12 protein-coding genes, 1 pseudogene, 1 riboswitch and 1 other annotated feature are annotated in these 15,886 nt (G+C 37.5%); of the genes and pseudogenes, 3 read left to right on the top strand and 10 right to left on the bottom strand.

Features of this window, described 5'->3' with window-relative positions; all coding sequences use genetic code 11:
* Nucleotides 1-15: 15 nt before the first annotated feature.
* Nucleotides 16-762 (bottom strand): TerC family protein, encoded by a 747-nt coding sequence (locus I5435_RS02145; RefSeq protein WP_024362825.1) that lies wholly within the window; start codon nt 760-762, stop codon nt 16-18.
* Nucleotides 763-1,043: 281 nt separating this feature from the next.
* On the opposite strand from I5435_RS02145, the gene ilvA reads away from it, so the two are divergent.
* A complete protein-coding gene (gene ilvA, locus I5435_RS02140; RefSeq protein WP_024362824.1) occupies nt 1,044-2,306 on the top strand; it encodes a threonine ammonia-lyase IlvA in 1,263 nt (420 codons plus the stop codon).
* Between the two features lie 194 nt (nt 2,307-2,500).
* Here ilvA and I5435_RS02135 read toward each other — a convergent pair whose 3' ends face one another.
* From I5435_RS02135 to I5435_RS02110, 6 genes are all read right to left on the bottom strand, one after another.
* Entirely contained in the window at nt 2,501-3,898 is a 1,398-nt protein-coding gene (locus I5435_RS02135) for a right-handed parallel beta-helix repeat-containing protein (RefSeq protein ID WP_337983160.1), read from the bottom strand.
* A gap of 123 nt (nt 3,899-4,021) precedes the next feature.
* Entirely contained in the window at nt 4,022-4,816 is a 795-nt protein-coding gene (locus I5435_RS02130; RefSeq protein WP_024362822.1) for an ABC transporter ATP-binding protein, read from the bottom strand.
* The gene (locus I5435_RS02125; protein ID WP_024362821.1) at nt 4,809-5,837 is read right to left on the bottom strand and encodes an ABC transporter permease; all 1,029 of its coding nucleotides are present in this window, start codon (nt 5,835-5,837) and stop codon (nt 4,809-4,811) included. Before I5435_RS02125 ends, I5435_RS02130 begins: the two co-directional genes overlap by 8 nt.
* A gap of 226 nt (nt 5,838-6,063) precedes the next feature.
* On the bottom strand, nt 6,064-7,080 hold the full coding sequence (locus I5435_RS02120; protein WP_258842019.1) for an ABC transporter substrate-binding protein: 1,017 nt from the start codon (nt 7,078-7,080) through the stop codon (nt 6,064-6,066).
* 466 nt (nt 7,081-7,546) lie between these two features.
* Complete coding sequence (locus I5435_RS02115; protein WP_337983159.1) at nt 7,547-8,062, bottom strand: hypothetical protein; 516 nt, start codon at nt 8,060-8,062, stop codon at nt 7,547-7,549.
* A 46-nt stretch (nt 8,063-8,108) separates the two neighbouring features.
* A complete protein-coding gene (locus tag I5435_RS02110) occupies nt 8,109-8,660 on the bottom strand; it encodes a hypothetical protein (RefSeq protein ID WP_337983158.1) in 552 nt (183 codons plus the stop codon).
* A gap of 405 nt (nt 8,661-9,065) precedes the next feature.
* A riboswitch (PreQ1 riboswitch) is annotated at nt 9,066-9,110 on the top strand.
* Between the two features lie 6 nt (nt 9,111-9,116).
* On the opposite strand from I5435_RS02110, the gene I5435_RS02105 reads away from it, so the two are divergent.
* Entirely contained in the window at nt 9,117-9,599 is a 483-nt protein-coding gene (locus I5435_RS02105; protein ID WP_024362817.1) for a QueT transporter family protein, read from the top strand.
* Nucleotides 9,600-9,735: 136 nt separating this feature from the next.
* Nucleotides 9,736-9,932: a binding site (T-box leader), on the top strand.
* Nucleotides 9,933-9,991: 59 nt separating this feature from the next.
* Nucleotides 9,992-11,167 (top strand): tryptophan synthase subunit beta, encoded by a 1,176-nt coding sequence (trpB, locus tag I5435_RS02100; protein ID WP_337983157.1) that lies wholly within the window; start codon nt 9,992-9,994, stop codon nt 11,165-11,167.
* A gap of 158 nt (nt 11,168-11,325) precedes the next feature.
* Here trpB and I5435_RS02095 read toward each other — a convergent pair.
* The 3 genes and pseudogenes from I5435_RS02095 to I5435_RS02085 form a co-directional block, all read right to left on the bottom strand.
* Nucleotides 11,326-12,476 (bottom strand): IS3 family transposase gene (locus I5435_RS02095; RefSeq protein WP_337982768.1). Its coding sequence is split into 2 segments (ribosomal slippage): nt 11,326-12,203 and nt 12,203-12,476, totalling 1,152 coding nucleotides; the frame shifts between segments, so codons are not numbered across the junction.
* Between the two features lie 383 nt (nt 12,477-12,859).
* A pseudogene (locus tag I5435_RS02090) lies at nt 12,860-14,468 on the bottom strand (long-chain fatty acid--CoA ligase).
* A gap of 272 nt (nt 14,469-14,740) precedes the next feature.
* A complete protein-coding gene (locus tag I5435_RS02085; protein WP_337983156.1) occupies nt 14,741-15,694 on the bottom strand; it encodes an L-threonine 3-dehydrogenase in 954 nt (317 codons plus the stop codon).
* Nucleotides 15,695-15,886: the final 192 nt, after the last annotated feature.

Below are 15,886 nucleotides of genomic sequence, written 5' to 3'. Positions count from 1 at the left end.
AAGGCACAACCGCTTTTATTTTGCTATTTTTAATTTATTAAACACATGGATAACCATCGTCAAACCAAAGGCAATGACTAAAATAATAAAAAATAAATAATGCGGTACATATATACCAAATACAGTCACTAACATTTTAAGCGCAATAATCCCAATTATGATAAATGCCGTCGCCTCAAGCTCTGGAATTTTTTCGATAATAATTAAAAATAATCCTGCAATTGTTCGCATCATTAATATACCAAGCATGCCGCCTATTAATAACACCCAAACCTGATCAGATATTGCAAAGGCAGCAAAAATGGAATCAACCGAAAACGCAATATCCATTAGCTCTACAGAAATAACAGTAGCCCAAAATACGCCAAATATCCGCACCATTATTCCAGACTTTTTTACTTCTTTGACACTGTCCTCTTGTCCTAGTTGTAAAAAATGCGCAATACTAATCCACCCTAAATACAACGCTCCCAACACTTTAATAAACCAAAACTCTACTAAATACACGCCAATTCCGATAAATAAAAAACGGAAAAAATAAGCCCCTAGCATACCATACATTAACGCCCGTTTACGTTGCTTATCGGGTAAATGTTTGACAAGTACCGCTAGTACGAGCGCATTATCTGCCGACAGTAATCCCTCAATGACAATGAGCGATGAAATTAATCCCCACGATACTGGATCTGCTAATACTTTTTTCCACATATCCCAATCGAAAAATTGCATATATGTAGATAGTATCCCATGAATAATGTCCAAATGCTTACCCCCTACTTGTCCTAAACTAATATATGCTCGGCGTTCTTCGTTATGAAAGTTTCTCCTTCTGTCATTTTTAAAAAATTTTTGATAATTCAATTTCTAGAAAACTCGATCAATAGACGTTTTTTCTCGAACATCATAAATTATGCTACTTCCATGTAATAAGATAAGAAAATGGACACCGAAAATTTAGAATTTACTAAAAATTTATAACAAAAATCGAAAAAAATATGCTATCATAGATGAATGTTTTACACGTAAAACGGAGGATGAATACTATGGAAGTTGCTGACACTAAAACAGTGCAAGTAGAGAATATCTTAATTGCACATCACTTTTTAAAAGATGTAGTCGTGCATACGCCACTACAGAAAAACGATTATTTATCAGAGAAATACGGAGCTAATATTTATTTCAAACGTGAGGATTTACAGCATGTTCGCTCATTTAAACTTCGCGGTGCTTACTATAAAATTAAAAAAATCGAGGAAGAAGCACGCATTAACGGCGTTGTCTGTGCCAGTGCGGGAAATCACGCACAAGGTGTTGCTTATGCCTGCGCACAGTTAAAAATTCAAGCGAGCATCTTCATGCCTCAAACAACCCCAAAACAAAAAATCGACCAAGTGCGTATGTTTGGCCGTGATTACGCTGAAATTATTTTAGCAGGAGATACGTTTGATGATGCTGCTGAAAGTGCAATGGCCTACTGCGAAGAACAAAGTAAAATTTTTATCCACCCATTCGACGATTTTGACGTCATCGCTGGACAAGGCACAGTTGCTGTTGAAATTATGAATGACATGGAAGAACCAATCGACTATGTTTTCGGAAGTATTGGCGGCGGTGGATTAATGTCAGGTGTTTCAGCTTATGTGAAAAACCTTTCCCCAAACAGTAAAATTATCGGTGTAGAGCCAGCCGGTGCAGGCAGTATGAAAGCTGCATTTGCAGAAGGTGGCGCAGTGGCACTCGATTGGATTGACAAATTCGTTGACGGTGCTGCCGTAAAATGCGTCGGTCACCACACTTATGATGTTTGTCGCCGTTATTTAGACGATATCGTGCTTGTTCCCGAAGGAAAAGTATGTACAACCATATTAGATTTGTACAATAAACACGCGATTATAGCTGAACCCGCTGGCGCATTATCAGTTGCTGCTCTTGACAGTTATAAAGAAGAGATTAAAGGCAAATCTGTTGTAGTTATTATTAGTGGTGGTAATAACGATATTGGGCGTATGCAAGAGATTAAAGAGAAATCTTTAATTCACGAAGGATTACTATACTACTTTATCGTAAGTTTCCCTCAACGTGCAGGTGCACTTCGTCAATTCCTAACAAGCGTCCTTGGACCAAATGATGATATTACAACTTTTGAATATACGAAGAAAAACAATAAAGAGAGTGGTCCTGCCTTAGTGGGTATCGAGCTAGGCAATCGCGATGATTATGAAGGATTGTTAAAACGCATGAAAGAGTTTGGTTTCAACTACAAAGAAGTAAATAACGACATCCAATTATTTGGCCTACTCGTGTAAGGGTCTTTGAGGGCTACTAAAAGGAAAATAGCGCACTAGAAATAGTTCTAGTACGCTATTTTTTATAAGTGCCAGGCACTCAAACAATTCTGAATTCTGACATAACGAAGCTCCCTAGATTATAGCATGGAATTATTAACAGTAGCATAGACCCACAAAACAAATAAGAACAATACGAGTCCTAGAATACAAAATCAAAATACAATTTTTCTTGCAAGAGAATCCTCTTTTAACCTAAAATCATATTTGTTTGCATTTTGATATTTCGGGTCTATATAGCTAGACTTCTCATCACTTTTTGAGGCTTTTCTAAATTTAGGAAAAGATGTATATTCTTTCTCTTTCCATATCCAAATACCTGTTTCTCCTTTTTCTTTATGGAATACATTCTTTTGGAGTTTATTTTTTTGATTGGCTGTAAAATAGTTGGAGATAAAAATCCGCGATGGTCCAGCGGTTAAAACATTTCTTTCTATCACATTGTTTTTTGTATCATATTGTAATAATAGCTGTCCCCCATCTAGCCCCTTCGTGTCATTTCGATAAAGAATATTTTGAGAGATAGTAGAATTAATCGTACCTCCCCGATCTTCATCATACCCACCAATCGATATCCCAGTGTAAAAGTTTTCATAAATAATATTGTTTATTATTTTAATGTTATCAGCGTATTTTTTAGCATGCTCAGAAGTTGCTTCTATTCCAATATCACTTTTATAAACGGTATTCTTTTCAATGGTTATATTTTTGCCACCATCTACATAAATTCCGCCAGCAGCATAATCCTCCCCATAAGCTGGATTGTCATAAGAGGATATTTCATAAACTATATTATTCTTTACGATGCCATTCCGTACAAAGTCCACTTTTTTATCATTTGAAATGCCTTCATAACCAATTAGGTCAATTCCGATATTATCACTACGGCGAACTATATTATTTTCTACTTTAAAAACGTCAATATTGCCATTTAGAACAAGAGATTCACTTGCCCCTAGTTTCAAATCTTCCAACGTATTATTTGAAATATTTATATCTTTCATTGTGCCAGTTCCGTATATAGCAATCCCATGGCCATTCCCATCATCTGCATGGGTTTCAATGCGCTGCACATGATTATTGTCTAGTGTAATATGGCTACTAGAACCTGTTACATAAATCCCCATTACTGTTTCGCCTGCTAAATCAGTAGATAAATCCTGGATAGTTAGTCCACTGATGGTCACGTAATTTTTATTATTTATCACCACTAAGGCTACATCCTCTTCAACATCCTTCAAGTCCTTTCCACTCAGAACAACCTTTTCCTTGTTGTAGGCTTTAAATGTAATTGGTTTTGACTTGGTACCACTATGTTTTACGACAAGTTTTTCATGATAATTTCCTTTTCGTATGAGGACGGTAGTACCGGCGCTTGCTTCTAAAGCCGCTTTTTTTAATGTGCGTAATGGCTTTGATTTTGTACCAACATTATCATCATGTCCATTTGTCGCAACGTAAATAACTTGATCCTGCTTATCTTCATTATTGTTTAAAACAAAGACAATCACCATAGCAACTGCTACCAAGAGGATAAAATAAAATTTTTTCATTAAATCATTCCTTATTGAATATATTTCATAACTTTAATAATACAAGTAACAGGCACCAAAACAATTCAGAATTTTCACTAGCACAATAAAAAACGCCCATACCTATGTATGAGCGTTTAATCATTAACCTAGCAATGCACGGTCAGAATTCATTTTTTCACCGCGAATGCGTTCGAATTCAGCCATTAAATCAGGAATTGTCAGTTCATGTTTGCGATCCTCGCCGACCTCCAAGATAATCTGACCTTTATCCATCATAATAAGACGGTTTCCTAAGTCCAATGCTTGTTGCATATTGTGCGTGACCATTAGCGTCGTAAGATTGTCCTTTTCAACTAAATGCTTCGTAATACGCGTAATAAGCTCCGCACGCGAAGGGTCAAGCGCTGCGGTATGCTCATCTAGCAATAGAATGGATGGCTTCGTAAACGTAGCCATTAACAGTGATAATGCCTGACGCTCACCGCCCGAAAGCAAGCCAACCTTTGCGGATAAGCGACTTTCTAAGTTTAACCCTAGCATTTCTAAGGATTCCTTAAAAAATTGTCGACGTTTCTTATCAACGCCAATACGTAGACCGCGACTTTTGTTTCTTGAATACGCAAGTGCTAAGTTTTCTTCAATCGTCATAGTCGGTGCTGTTCCCGCCATTGGGTCCTGAAACACGCGACCAATGAAATGAGACCGTTTATATTCTGGCAAACTTGTGACATTATTACCGTCTATTAATACGGAACCAAAGTCTGGTGTTAACGCACCAGAAATCATATTCATCATCGTAGATTTACCCGCACCATTACTGCCGATAATTGTAACAAAATCGCCTGGTTTTAAATGTAAGTTTATTTCAGCAAGTGCAATTTTCTCATCGGGTGTACCTTCATTAAAAATTTTATTAATGCCGTCTAATTTAAGCAAGGCCTTTTCCTCCCTGCTCTACCGTTTTCACTTGCGAACGTTCTGCTGCCCGTTTTGCTTTGCGCTTTCGCTCTTTGTTTTTTTCGACAAACTGAGGAACGACAAGCGCTAAAATAACAATAATAGCCGTAATGAGTTTCATATCACCTGAATCAAGGAAATCGACGCGCAATGCTAACGCTAAAATAATGCGGTAAATAATAGCACCAGCGATTACAGCCAATGTAGTACGCATAATTGTTTTTGTACCAAAGATGGCTTCCCCTATAATAACCGAAGCAAGACCGATAACAATCATACCGATCCCCATACTAACATCCGAAAACTTCGAATATTGTGCGATTAAAGCTCCAGAAAATGCGACAAGTGCATTCGAAAGACCAAGACCAAGAATAATAAGCGTATCTGTATTCGCAGAGAAACTACGAATCATACGTTTATTATCACCTGTTGCTCGAATAGCTAGCCCGACTTCTGTTTTTAAGAACCAGTCCGCAATAAATTTAATTAAAATCGTGATGAGTAAAACTACAATCAACGTACCCCAAGTTGACGGTACTTGCTGAATGCCGATGCTTTTTAATACGTTATTTAATGCCGCATCGATACCTAAATTACTCCAAAATGTTTGAAACTTTGAAAACAAGGTTTCAGAGTTTAATAATGGAATATTCGGACGACCTATCGTATTTTCTGCAGTTAACCCCATGATGCGTAAGTTAAGCGAATACAAGGCAATCATCATTAAAATCCCTGATAATAGCGGATTAATCTTCCCTTTTGTGTGAAGAATTCCTGTCATACATCCTGCAATAAATCCAGCAACAATTGCCACTAAAGTCGCTAAGATTGGGTGGTAGCCAAGCAGAATCATTGTTGCTGCCGTAGCCGCCCCTGTTACAAAGCTTCCATCAACCGTTAAATCCGGAAAGTCTAACACACGGAATGTTAAGTAAACACCGAGTGCCATAATTGCATAGATGATTCCTTGCTCCACTGAGCCAAATATTGCTGTAAACATTGTTGAATCATCTCCTAAAAATTATCGTATCAATTATACCGAGCCGTCATTGCGCCAAGATGTTATCTAGCTTGTTCAAAAGCTTCTCTTAAAATCTGTAAAATTTACTTGGAACTCAAATCTCTTATTGATAAACGTAAAGATTGTCTGCTTTAACAAGTTAAAATGAAGAGAAAGCGGGGATAGTTCTCCCCCGCTTCAGCTCAAATGTAACATGACTTATGCATTATTTTTCTAAAAGCTCTGCGCCCCAAGAATCTTTAATTTCAATCCCTAATTCATCAGCAACTTTTTTGTTCACTACTAATTTTAAGTTTTGTGGATATTGAGCTGGTGTATCAGCAGGTGTTGCTTCACCTTTTAAGATTTTGACAGCCATTTGACCAGCTTCATAGCCTATATCATAGTACTCAAAGCCGTATGCAGCTAAGCCACCACGTTCTACAGAATCAAGCTCACCAACAATAAGCGGTAATTTATTTGCTTTTGCTACATCAATAACAGATTCTAATGCAGAAACAACTGTATTATCCGTAATAATATAAAAAGCCTCTACTTTACCAATTAACGATTCAGCCGCTTGTTTAACATCCGCTGAAGTTGCAGCTGAAGCCTCTTTTACTTCAAGACCTTGTTCAGCCATCACTTTTTTCACTTCTGTTACTTGTGCTACTGAATTTTGCTCACCAGCATTGTAAACCATACCGACGTTTTTAGCGCCAAGTTCTTTTAATAATGCTACCGTTTTAGAAATCGTATCAGGATGTAAATCAATTGTTCCCGTTACATTTTTCCCTGGTTTGTCCATCGAATCAATTAACTGCGCGCCCACTGCATCTGTCACAGAAGTAAAGATAATTGGAATATCGCCCGTTGCCGTAGCTGCTGCTTGTGCAGAAGGTGTAGAGTTAGCAAAAATTAAATCTACGTTTGCACTTACTAGGTTATTGGCAATTGTTGTATTTAAGCTGTTATCACCTTGTGCAATTTGTGCATCATATTCCACTTTTAAGCCTGAATCCTCAATCGCTTTTTTGAACCCTTCTGTTGCAGCATTTAAAGATGGATGCTCAACAATTTGAGTAATCCCGATTTTATATGTTTTTTGATCTACACTACCACTTTCACTTGCATTATTCTTTTCGTCGCCCTTTGAATCTGATGAACTACCGCTACCACAAGCAGCAAGCAATAATAATAATCCAAATAATAGGAACGAAAGCTGTTTCATATTGCGCTTCACAAATAATCCCCCCGACTAATACTCTATTATCTATCACACTTCACTCGAGCAAAGTGTGAATGTATCGCTATATTATCGTTATTATCGCTATTCGTCAACAACATTATGAATGTTCTGACTTTTAAATTTGACAAAATATTTTACTTTTTCACTTAATTTGTCGCTTTAAACCGCTAAACTACTACATTTCTTAATTTATAATTCTTTTGTAATATAATAATAATTGTATGGCAATTTTTCGAAAGTTAAAGGTTGCCTTCATAATCCAAAAATCGATAAGAGCATAATAGAATTTGGGACAAAAGAGAAAAGCGTTAAATTGACCGCAGTCAATCTAACGCTTTTTTACTATATCGTTGATGTCCACTTCGAATGGTGCTTTCTGGGGGCACACCGTAAGCAGCAAGGATGAGAGGTGTCCTCATCTTGCATTGAGTGCACGTCTTGCCTTCACTGCGCCATTTAATTAACTACTTACAGATTCAATAGTAGCAAAAATTTGCGAGTAAACATCTTGAATATTCTGTTTCTTTCTCAACTTATATCTCCATGTATGTTCTTTATTTTTCTCATCAGTTCCTAAATCGAGAAACCCTGTTGCGAAATTAGCAGGGTCAACATCAATAATATCATCATACTGTACACCTTCATTGACAAATGGTACATGTACTTTAGTCGATTGCATAAAAAATGTAGGAATTTTTAACGACCTATAAGAAGCTACATATTGGTCATCATCTGCTTCATGTAAAAATTCTTTCATAATCATAATGGCATCTAGCTCTTTAGATAGGGATTCCGTATTATTTTTTAACTTCTCAAAAGTAATATCTTGAAAATCTATATTTTCTTCCCTTACTTCTGGAATCGCCCCAATTACCCCAATTTTTAAATCCCGCCCTTGGTAAATTCCAAATTCTGTATTGTTACACCCAACGAGACAGATTAAAACCCAGATAAGCAAAGATGCAATTTTCTTCAAACGACATCCCTCCAGTTACGGATAATATCATTTTACTTTATCCTATCTAATAACCTAACACATCCCGTTTTGTCCTTAAGATTGTTAACGATGCATAATAATTACTAGTTGAGGCAACTGAATAAGTAGCACTAAAAACTGTAGTGACTCCAGCAGTGCCTGTATGTGTAGTTGATGTAGATTCATAAAAATTTCCATTCACTGTATAATAAAAGTGACCATTGTATAATTCAACTACTATTGTACCTTGAAAAGATATTGGGTTTGCACGAAACTCTTGAAGAAGTGGTTTCGTATTTGTATCTATATATTGCGCACCACCACGGCACACATTCACATACACAAGAAGAATTGGTTTATATGATCTATTTGGAATTGTTACTGGTGTACTTGTAGCTAACCATCCACAAGACGGATTTGATGTAACAGACCTTGCTCTTGGCTTAGCTTGTGCTAAACTATCTGACATTGCCTGGTAAGCTTCGTCTAAAGAAACACCCTTTATTTCTGCATAATGTTCAGCTACTTGTTCATCAGTTAGTTCTATCGTAAATTCTTCACCTGAGTTTAAGATTGCATCCAACTCTTCCTCTCTCATATTTTTCCCATCTAATATTTTAATTATGTTTGAATTAGTTTCATCATTAGCCTTTACATCCGAATCAACTAATGGAAAAAAAATCAAAAGAAATAGTGTGAGTTTAAGTATCCTCATCATGCTTTGCACCCCTTTTTCCTTTTCAAATTCAACTTTAATTTATTAAGTCATCTGAAATGGTTGCTATAGCAAATTTGAATATACTCGATTTAATTTAATTTTATCGAGAATAGTACCGACATTTCAACCGACATTTTTTCTGTCGGTACACCAGTACTTTATACTTAAAAAATCGGAAAATTTTACACCACGTATAAAAGAAGCAATACTACGAATATTCGGGCTACACAAATTTTACACATTGCTATTTACAAACCTTTATAAATACTGCTATGATTGCACTTGCTTTACGTGGTTCGTAACCATCCCACGAAAAAAAACTAAGGAGAAATGAATATGAAAGTGAAATTTTTAGCAGCAAGTGGCATTATTGCCGCGCTCTATATTGCTGTTACAATGCTCGTCGCACCATTTGGTTTTACAGAGGTGCAATTCCGCGTATCGGAAATTTTTAATCATTTAGTTGCCTTTAACCCTCGCTTTGCTGTTGGGATTATTATGGGTGTGTTTATTTCAAATCTATTTTCACCACTTGGTGCCTATGATTTAGTGTTTGGCGTTGGACAGACAATGATTACGCTTGGCCTGTTAATTGTGATTTGTAAATTTGTCCAAAATATATGGGCGCGTTTAATCATAAACACATTTTTATTTACATCCACAATGTTTATCATTGCCTTCGAGCTGAACTTAGCATTAGAATTACCATTCCTGTGGACATGGTTAACTGTCGCAGCCGGTGAATTTGTTGTATTAGCAGTCGGTGCACCGATTATGTATATGCTCAACAAGCGCCTAAATTTCAAAAATATGATTTAATAGACGAGTCTTTGCGATTCGTCTTTTTTTTACTTTCGGGCGTACTCCCCCTGCTTTTCCTCTTACAATTAAGGCTACAAAAGTATTTTTTCTTTTTCTTGACACTATTCTGAAAATATATTAAAATTTTTCAATAATAAATGTGTAGAAGAAGATGAGTAGCAAGCAATCGTACTTTTAGAGAGCTGATGGTTGGTGCAAATCAGTAGTATGGACTTGTGAATGGACTTCGGAGCAGCCTTACTAAAATAAGGTCGAACTAACTCCCCGTTACAGGAGTACAAGCGCGCATTTTTGCGAATAAAGGTGGCACCACGGTTACTCGTCCTTTTTATAGAGGATTGGAGTGACCTTTTTTTATGGAAAATTTAGAATAGAGGAGTCGAGAACAGATGGGTACAGCAGTAGAGCAAAAAGGATATTTTGGTGAATTTGGAGGCAGCTTCGTTCCTGAAGAGCTTCAAAATGTATTAAATATTTTAGATGAGAACTTCCAAAAATATAAAGATGATGAAGCGTTTAATCAAGAACTAGACTATTATTTCCGTGAATATATTGGCCGAAAATCGCCACTGTATTTTGCAGAAAATTTAACGAAGCAACTTGGCGGCGCTAAAATTTATTTAAAGCGTGAAGATTTAAATCATACTGGTTCACATAAAATCAATAATGTACTAGGTCAAATTTTACTTGCAAAACGCATGGGCGCTAATCGTGTTATTGCTGAGACGGGCGCAGGTCAACACGGTGTTGCAACAGCAACTGCTTGCGCTATGTTTGGCATGGATTGCACAGTCTACATGGGACTAGAAGATACAAAACGACAAGCATTAAATGTATTCCGTATGGAGTTATTAGGTGCTAAAGTTGTTGCGGTTGATAAAGGCCAAGGTCGTCTGAAAAATGCCGTAGACGAAGCATTTGCTGATTTAGTAGAAAACTATGAAACAACTTTCTATTTATTAGGCTCTGCAGTAGGACCGCATCCATTCCCTTCGATGGTGAAACATTTCCAATCAGTGATTAGCCGTGAGAGTCGTGAGCAAATTTTAGAAAAAGAAGGCAAACTCCCTACAGCAGTTCTTGCATGTGTCGGTGGCGGTAGTAATGCAATCGGTGCATTTGCAGAATATATCGCTGATGAAGGCGTTCGTTTAATCGGTATCGAACCAGAAAAAGCAGCAACATTAAATGAAGGTACTCCTGGTGAATTGCATGGTTTTAAATGTTTAGTATTGCAAGATGCACAAGGTAATCCATTACCAACATATTCAATTGCAGCTGGTCTTGACTACCCTGGGGCTGGCCCTGAACATAGTTATTTAAAAACAATTGGCCGCGCTGAATATGTAATCGTATCAAATGACGAAGTGCTAGAAGCATTCCAAGTACTTTCAAAAGTGGAGGGAATTATCCCTGCGCTAGAGAGCTCGCATGCTGTAGCACATGCTATAAAATTAGCACCAACACTATCACCTGACGAAAGTATTATTATTAATATCTCAGGTCGTGGAGATAAAGACGTTGAACAAGTATTCAATATGTTAAAAAATAAAGCTACACTATAGATTGCTGTTTGCATTTAGATGCGTTCCGCGGGCACATGGCAAGCCACAACTCGCATCATAACGATAAAAAAGACCAAGCAGGCTTGGACAAAAGAGAAAAAGTGTTAGATTGACTGCCGGGACTGACCCCGATATATAAGACACTAAACAAAAAAGCATTACCCAACCCGTTGTCGATATTGAACCGGCGACTGGTTGTTTAGTTTCGTTTGAATTCGGTTATTGTTATAATAGTTTATATAGTCTTTGACAGTTTGTTCTACGATGGCCGTCGTAGTACTGTTCAAATTGTCTAAGTAGAATGTTTCAGACTTTAACACAGAATGAAACGATTCGATTGGGGCATTATCAGCGGGCGTACCTTTACGGGACATGCTCATGGTAATGCCTTTTGCTTTTACGGCCTGTTGATAATCATACGATGTGTATACCGCCCCTTGGTCACTGTGCAACGTACACCCTTCGGGCAAATGATGAAGTTGAGCTAATGTATCCAGCACAAAATCAGTATCTTGGCAGTCTCCAATCGAATAGGCAATAATTTCACCATTATATAAATCTTGAATACTTGAAAGATACAACTGTTTTTGACCAAATGGCAAGTAGGTAATATCAGTTACGAGCTTCTGTAACGGTGCGGTGGCTTCAAAATCGCGATTTAATAAATTTGCTGCGATTGCATAAGGTTGTCCTGTTCGTTTCCGTTTTTTCACTTTCACGCGACATTGCCAACCATATTTTTGCATGATACGTTGAACCACTTTATGATTGACGCACATTTCTTGACGTAAAAGTGCTGTAATTTTTCTGTAGCCATAGCGAAATTTATTTGCTCGACAGAGTTCACCGATACGTCTCTCTATTGCTTGACGAGACCTTGCATCGGTTGATGCCTGTTTCCAACGATAGTAGGTAGATCGTGCAATCCCAAAGTGTTTACAAATGTCCTTTACAGACATCATGCTTCTTAGTGACGCAACTAACTGTACAGCTACTTCTCCAACCACTTCCTCTCCAACTCTGCGTACTTTTTTAGCACCTCAATTTGTTGCTTTAAATAACGGTTTTCCAATGCTAATTTCGTTTGTTCATTGTCCGGTTCAGGACCCTTATTAAATATATATTGTTTGCCTACAGGTTGTTTCAAACGATTGACTTCACCATTTCTATACCAACGCACCCATGTTTCGACCTGTGTTTTATGACGTATATTTAATTCCAATAGAATCTGTTTGACAGGTACACCCGCTAATCGCATCTTAATCGCTTTCATTTTTAATTCATAGGGATAACTCACTCTTGTTCCCATAGAAAAAACACCTCCAAATTGAAATTTAAGTATCTATACCCGAATTTCAATCGAAGATGCTTTTTTTATTTGTCTATACCTAATGGGGTCAGTTCCGCCATCAATCTAACACTTTTTTGCTGCGCCGTTGTTGTCCGCTTCGGCGGTGCGTTCCGCTCAGCACAGTAAGCCGCAACCCTCGCTAATGCGCGGAATGACAGCGTCTTACGGTGTGTGCGTTCTAAGCAGGAGTCACCGCCTTCGTTACCAACAACTAGTGAACACTTCTAATTTTTTATTTTTGCAAAAGCAAGAATGGCTAAGTTCCCATAATAGCAAAAATTTACGAACACCTTTCCTCTGTTCCTTAATTTTTTTTAGTTATGTCCTAGCCTCTTTTCCTATTACACAAGCATATTTAGCTTCGGATAAATTTCCGCTACATTGTCACGTAACTTAGCTTTTAAGAACTTTCCTACAGATGTTTTCGGGATTTCATCTAAAAAGACAATATCGTCTGGCACCCACCATTTCGCAAATTGACTTTCTAGAAATGCTAGCAATTCTTCTTCCGTTGCTGCCATCCCTTCCTTTAAAACGACACAGGCTAGTGGACGTTCTTGCCATTTGGCATGTGGAATTGCAATAACTGCTGCTTCAAATATAGCATCATGCGTCATTAGTGCATTTTCCAAATCTACAGAAGAAATCCACTCACCACCAGATTTAATTAAGTCTTTTGTTCGGTCAGTAATTTTAATAAAGCCGTCCGCCGTACGAACCGCAATATCTCCTGTAAATAACCAGCCATCTCGATAGGCATCTTTTGTACGCTCATCTCGATAATATTCATGTGAAATCCACGGACCACGTAAACGTAATTCGCCCATGGTCTCACCATCCCATGGCACTTCTCCATGATCATTAATAATACTTGACTCAATCCCAGCCATTGTCATTCCTTGCGTAGCACGAGCTTCAATACGTTTTTCAATCGGCCATTCTTCCATCCATGACATATAATTTGATAACGCAACGATTGGCGTTGTCTCCGTCATCCCATAAACAACGATGTATGGAATACCGTATTTTTCTTCAAACGTACGGATTAAACGTGTTGGTGAAGCTGAACCACCACAACAAATCGCGCGAAGCGAACTGATATCTCGCTCACGCTTCTCCTGCTCTTGTAATGCTCCAATCCAAATGGTCGGTACACCCGCAGTCAATGTCACCTTTTCTTGCTCCACTAAATCTAAAATCAAATCAGAAGTAAATTGAGGCCCTGGCAGTACTTGTGTTGCACCGACATTGACACTTGCAAATGGCAACCCCCAAGCATTTGCATGAAACATTGGCACAATTGGCATCACAACATCGCGCTCTGAAATACCCATGGAGTCGGACATACTTAGCATCATACTGTGTAACACTAAGCCACGATGTGAATAAACCACCCCTTTTGGATTTCCTGTTGTGGCACTTGTATAACACATACCAGCAGGTGCTTCTTCCTCTAAATCATCTGGAAATTCGAAGTTTTCATCTGCAGCAGCTAATAATTCTTCATAGGATAAAGCATTCGGTAACGTTGTCTCTGGTAACGTCTCTTCATCAGTCATAATAATATAATGTTTTACTGTTTTTAACTCACTAGCAATATTTTCTATGATAGGGAGCAAATCAACATCAATCATTAAAATCTCATCCTCGGCATGGTTAATGATATAAATTAAATGCTCTTCAGATAAGCGAATATTCACCAGAACATGGCACTGCAAAATACGCCTCTAAGTGGCGATGCTGATTCCACGCGAAGGAACCAATCTTTTTCCCCTTTTCCATCCCCAGCTTTGTCAGCGCATCTGCTAAACGACGCGTCCTTTTCGCCCATTCTCCATATGTTAAACGGTGAATTTTATGTGCACTTGTACGCGACACGATTGTCTTTCTAGCGAAGTAACTCTCAGCTCGCTTAAAAAAGTTTGTTAATACTAATGGTGTTTGCATCATATTACATCCATCCCTTCTTCTAAGTGAATTCCCCCAAACACTTGTAGAACATCTATGTATTCTTTAACAGAATACTATTAATATTCTGAATATGATTATATTAGAAAATTAATTATTATGCTATATATTCCAAAAATTTTCTTTTTTATACTCTGTTTTTCTATCCTGTTTTTTATTGAATAGTGCCACGTCAACAAAAAACAGGTAAAGAAAAACAATGTCGTTTCTCTTTACCTGCGTTAATTTATTTTCATTTGAAAAAGCTTTTATTTTTATGAAATAGCCTTCTTTTGCAGTTTAATTTTTAACTTCTCCAACATATCGATAGTCATCTTGGCTAAATCATATTCTGCTTTAAAGCCCCATTCATTTTTGGCTGCATCAACATTGATAGAATTTGGCCAACTATCCGCAATTGCTTGACGAATCGGATCGACGTTATAATCCATTCGGAATTGTGGCAAATGTTTTTTAATTTCGGCTGCAATTTGTGATGGTTCAAAGCTCATCGCAGTAATATTAAATGCATTGCGATGAATTAGTTTACTACTATCAGCCTCCATTAAATCCACAATCGCTTGTAACGCATCTGGCATATACATCATATCCATATACGTTCCTTCTTGAATATATGATGTATACTTCCCTTGTTCAATCGCTTCATAGAAGATTTCTACGGCATAATCCGTTGTACCACCGCCAGGAGGCGTTACATAAGAAATCAATCCTGGGAAGCGTACACCACGTGTATCTACCCCAAAACGATTGAAATAATAGTCACATAATAATTCTCCCGCGACTTTATTTACACCATACATCGTTGTTGGACGCTGTAATGTATCTTGTGGCGTATCATCCTTAGGTGTTGTTGGACCGAATGCACCAATAGAACTCGGCGTGAAAAATTGTAACTTCAACTCACGCGACACTTCTAATGCATTCATTAAACCACCCATGTTTAAATTCCAAGCAAGCAATGGATTTCTTTCTGCAGTTGCAGATAGTAGTGCAGCTAAATGCATCATCGTATCTGCACCAAAACCCTTAGCTAAATCATGCATCCTTTGTCCATCCGTCACGTCCAGCACTTCGAATGGCCCCTTTGTATGTTCAAGCTTTCGTATATCTGTAGCTAACACATTGTCCTCTCCATAAATACTACGAAGTTTTTCTACCAGCTCAGAGCCTATTTGACCAAGAGCACCTGTAACCATAATCTTTTCCATTTCTCCAAACCTCCACATATGAACAATTGTACTTCTCAGGAGTACAATATTTTATACTGAAACATTGATTTAATAACACTTCTGATGCATTTCATTATAATGTGTTCATATAAAAAATACAACAACAATCTATACGAGTTTCAAAAAAGGACGTAAATTTCCTTGTTATCAGTATATGGTTTTTGATAAATC

The organism is Lysinibacillus sp. C5.1, assembly GCF_016350185.1.
GTDB lineage: Bacteria > Bacillota > Bacilli > Bacillales_A > Planococcaceae > Lysinibacillus > Lysinibacillus sphaericus.
Note: the sequence above shows the minus strand (reverse complement) of the source record. Positions and strands in the feature narration are given on the sequence as shown.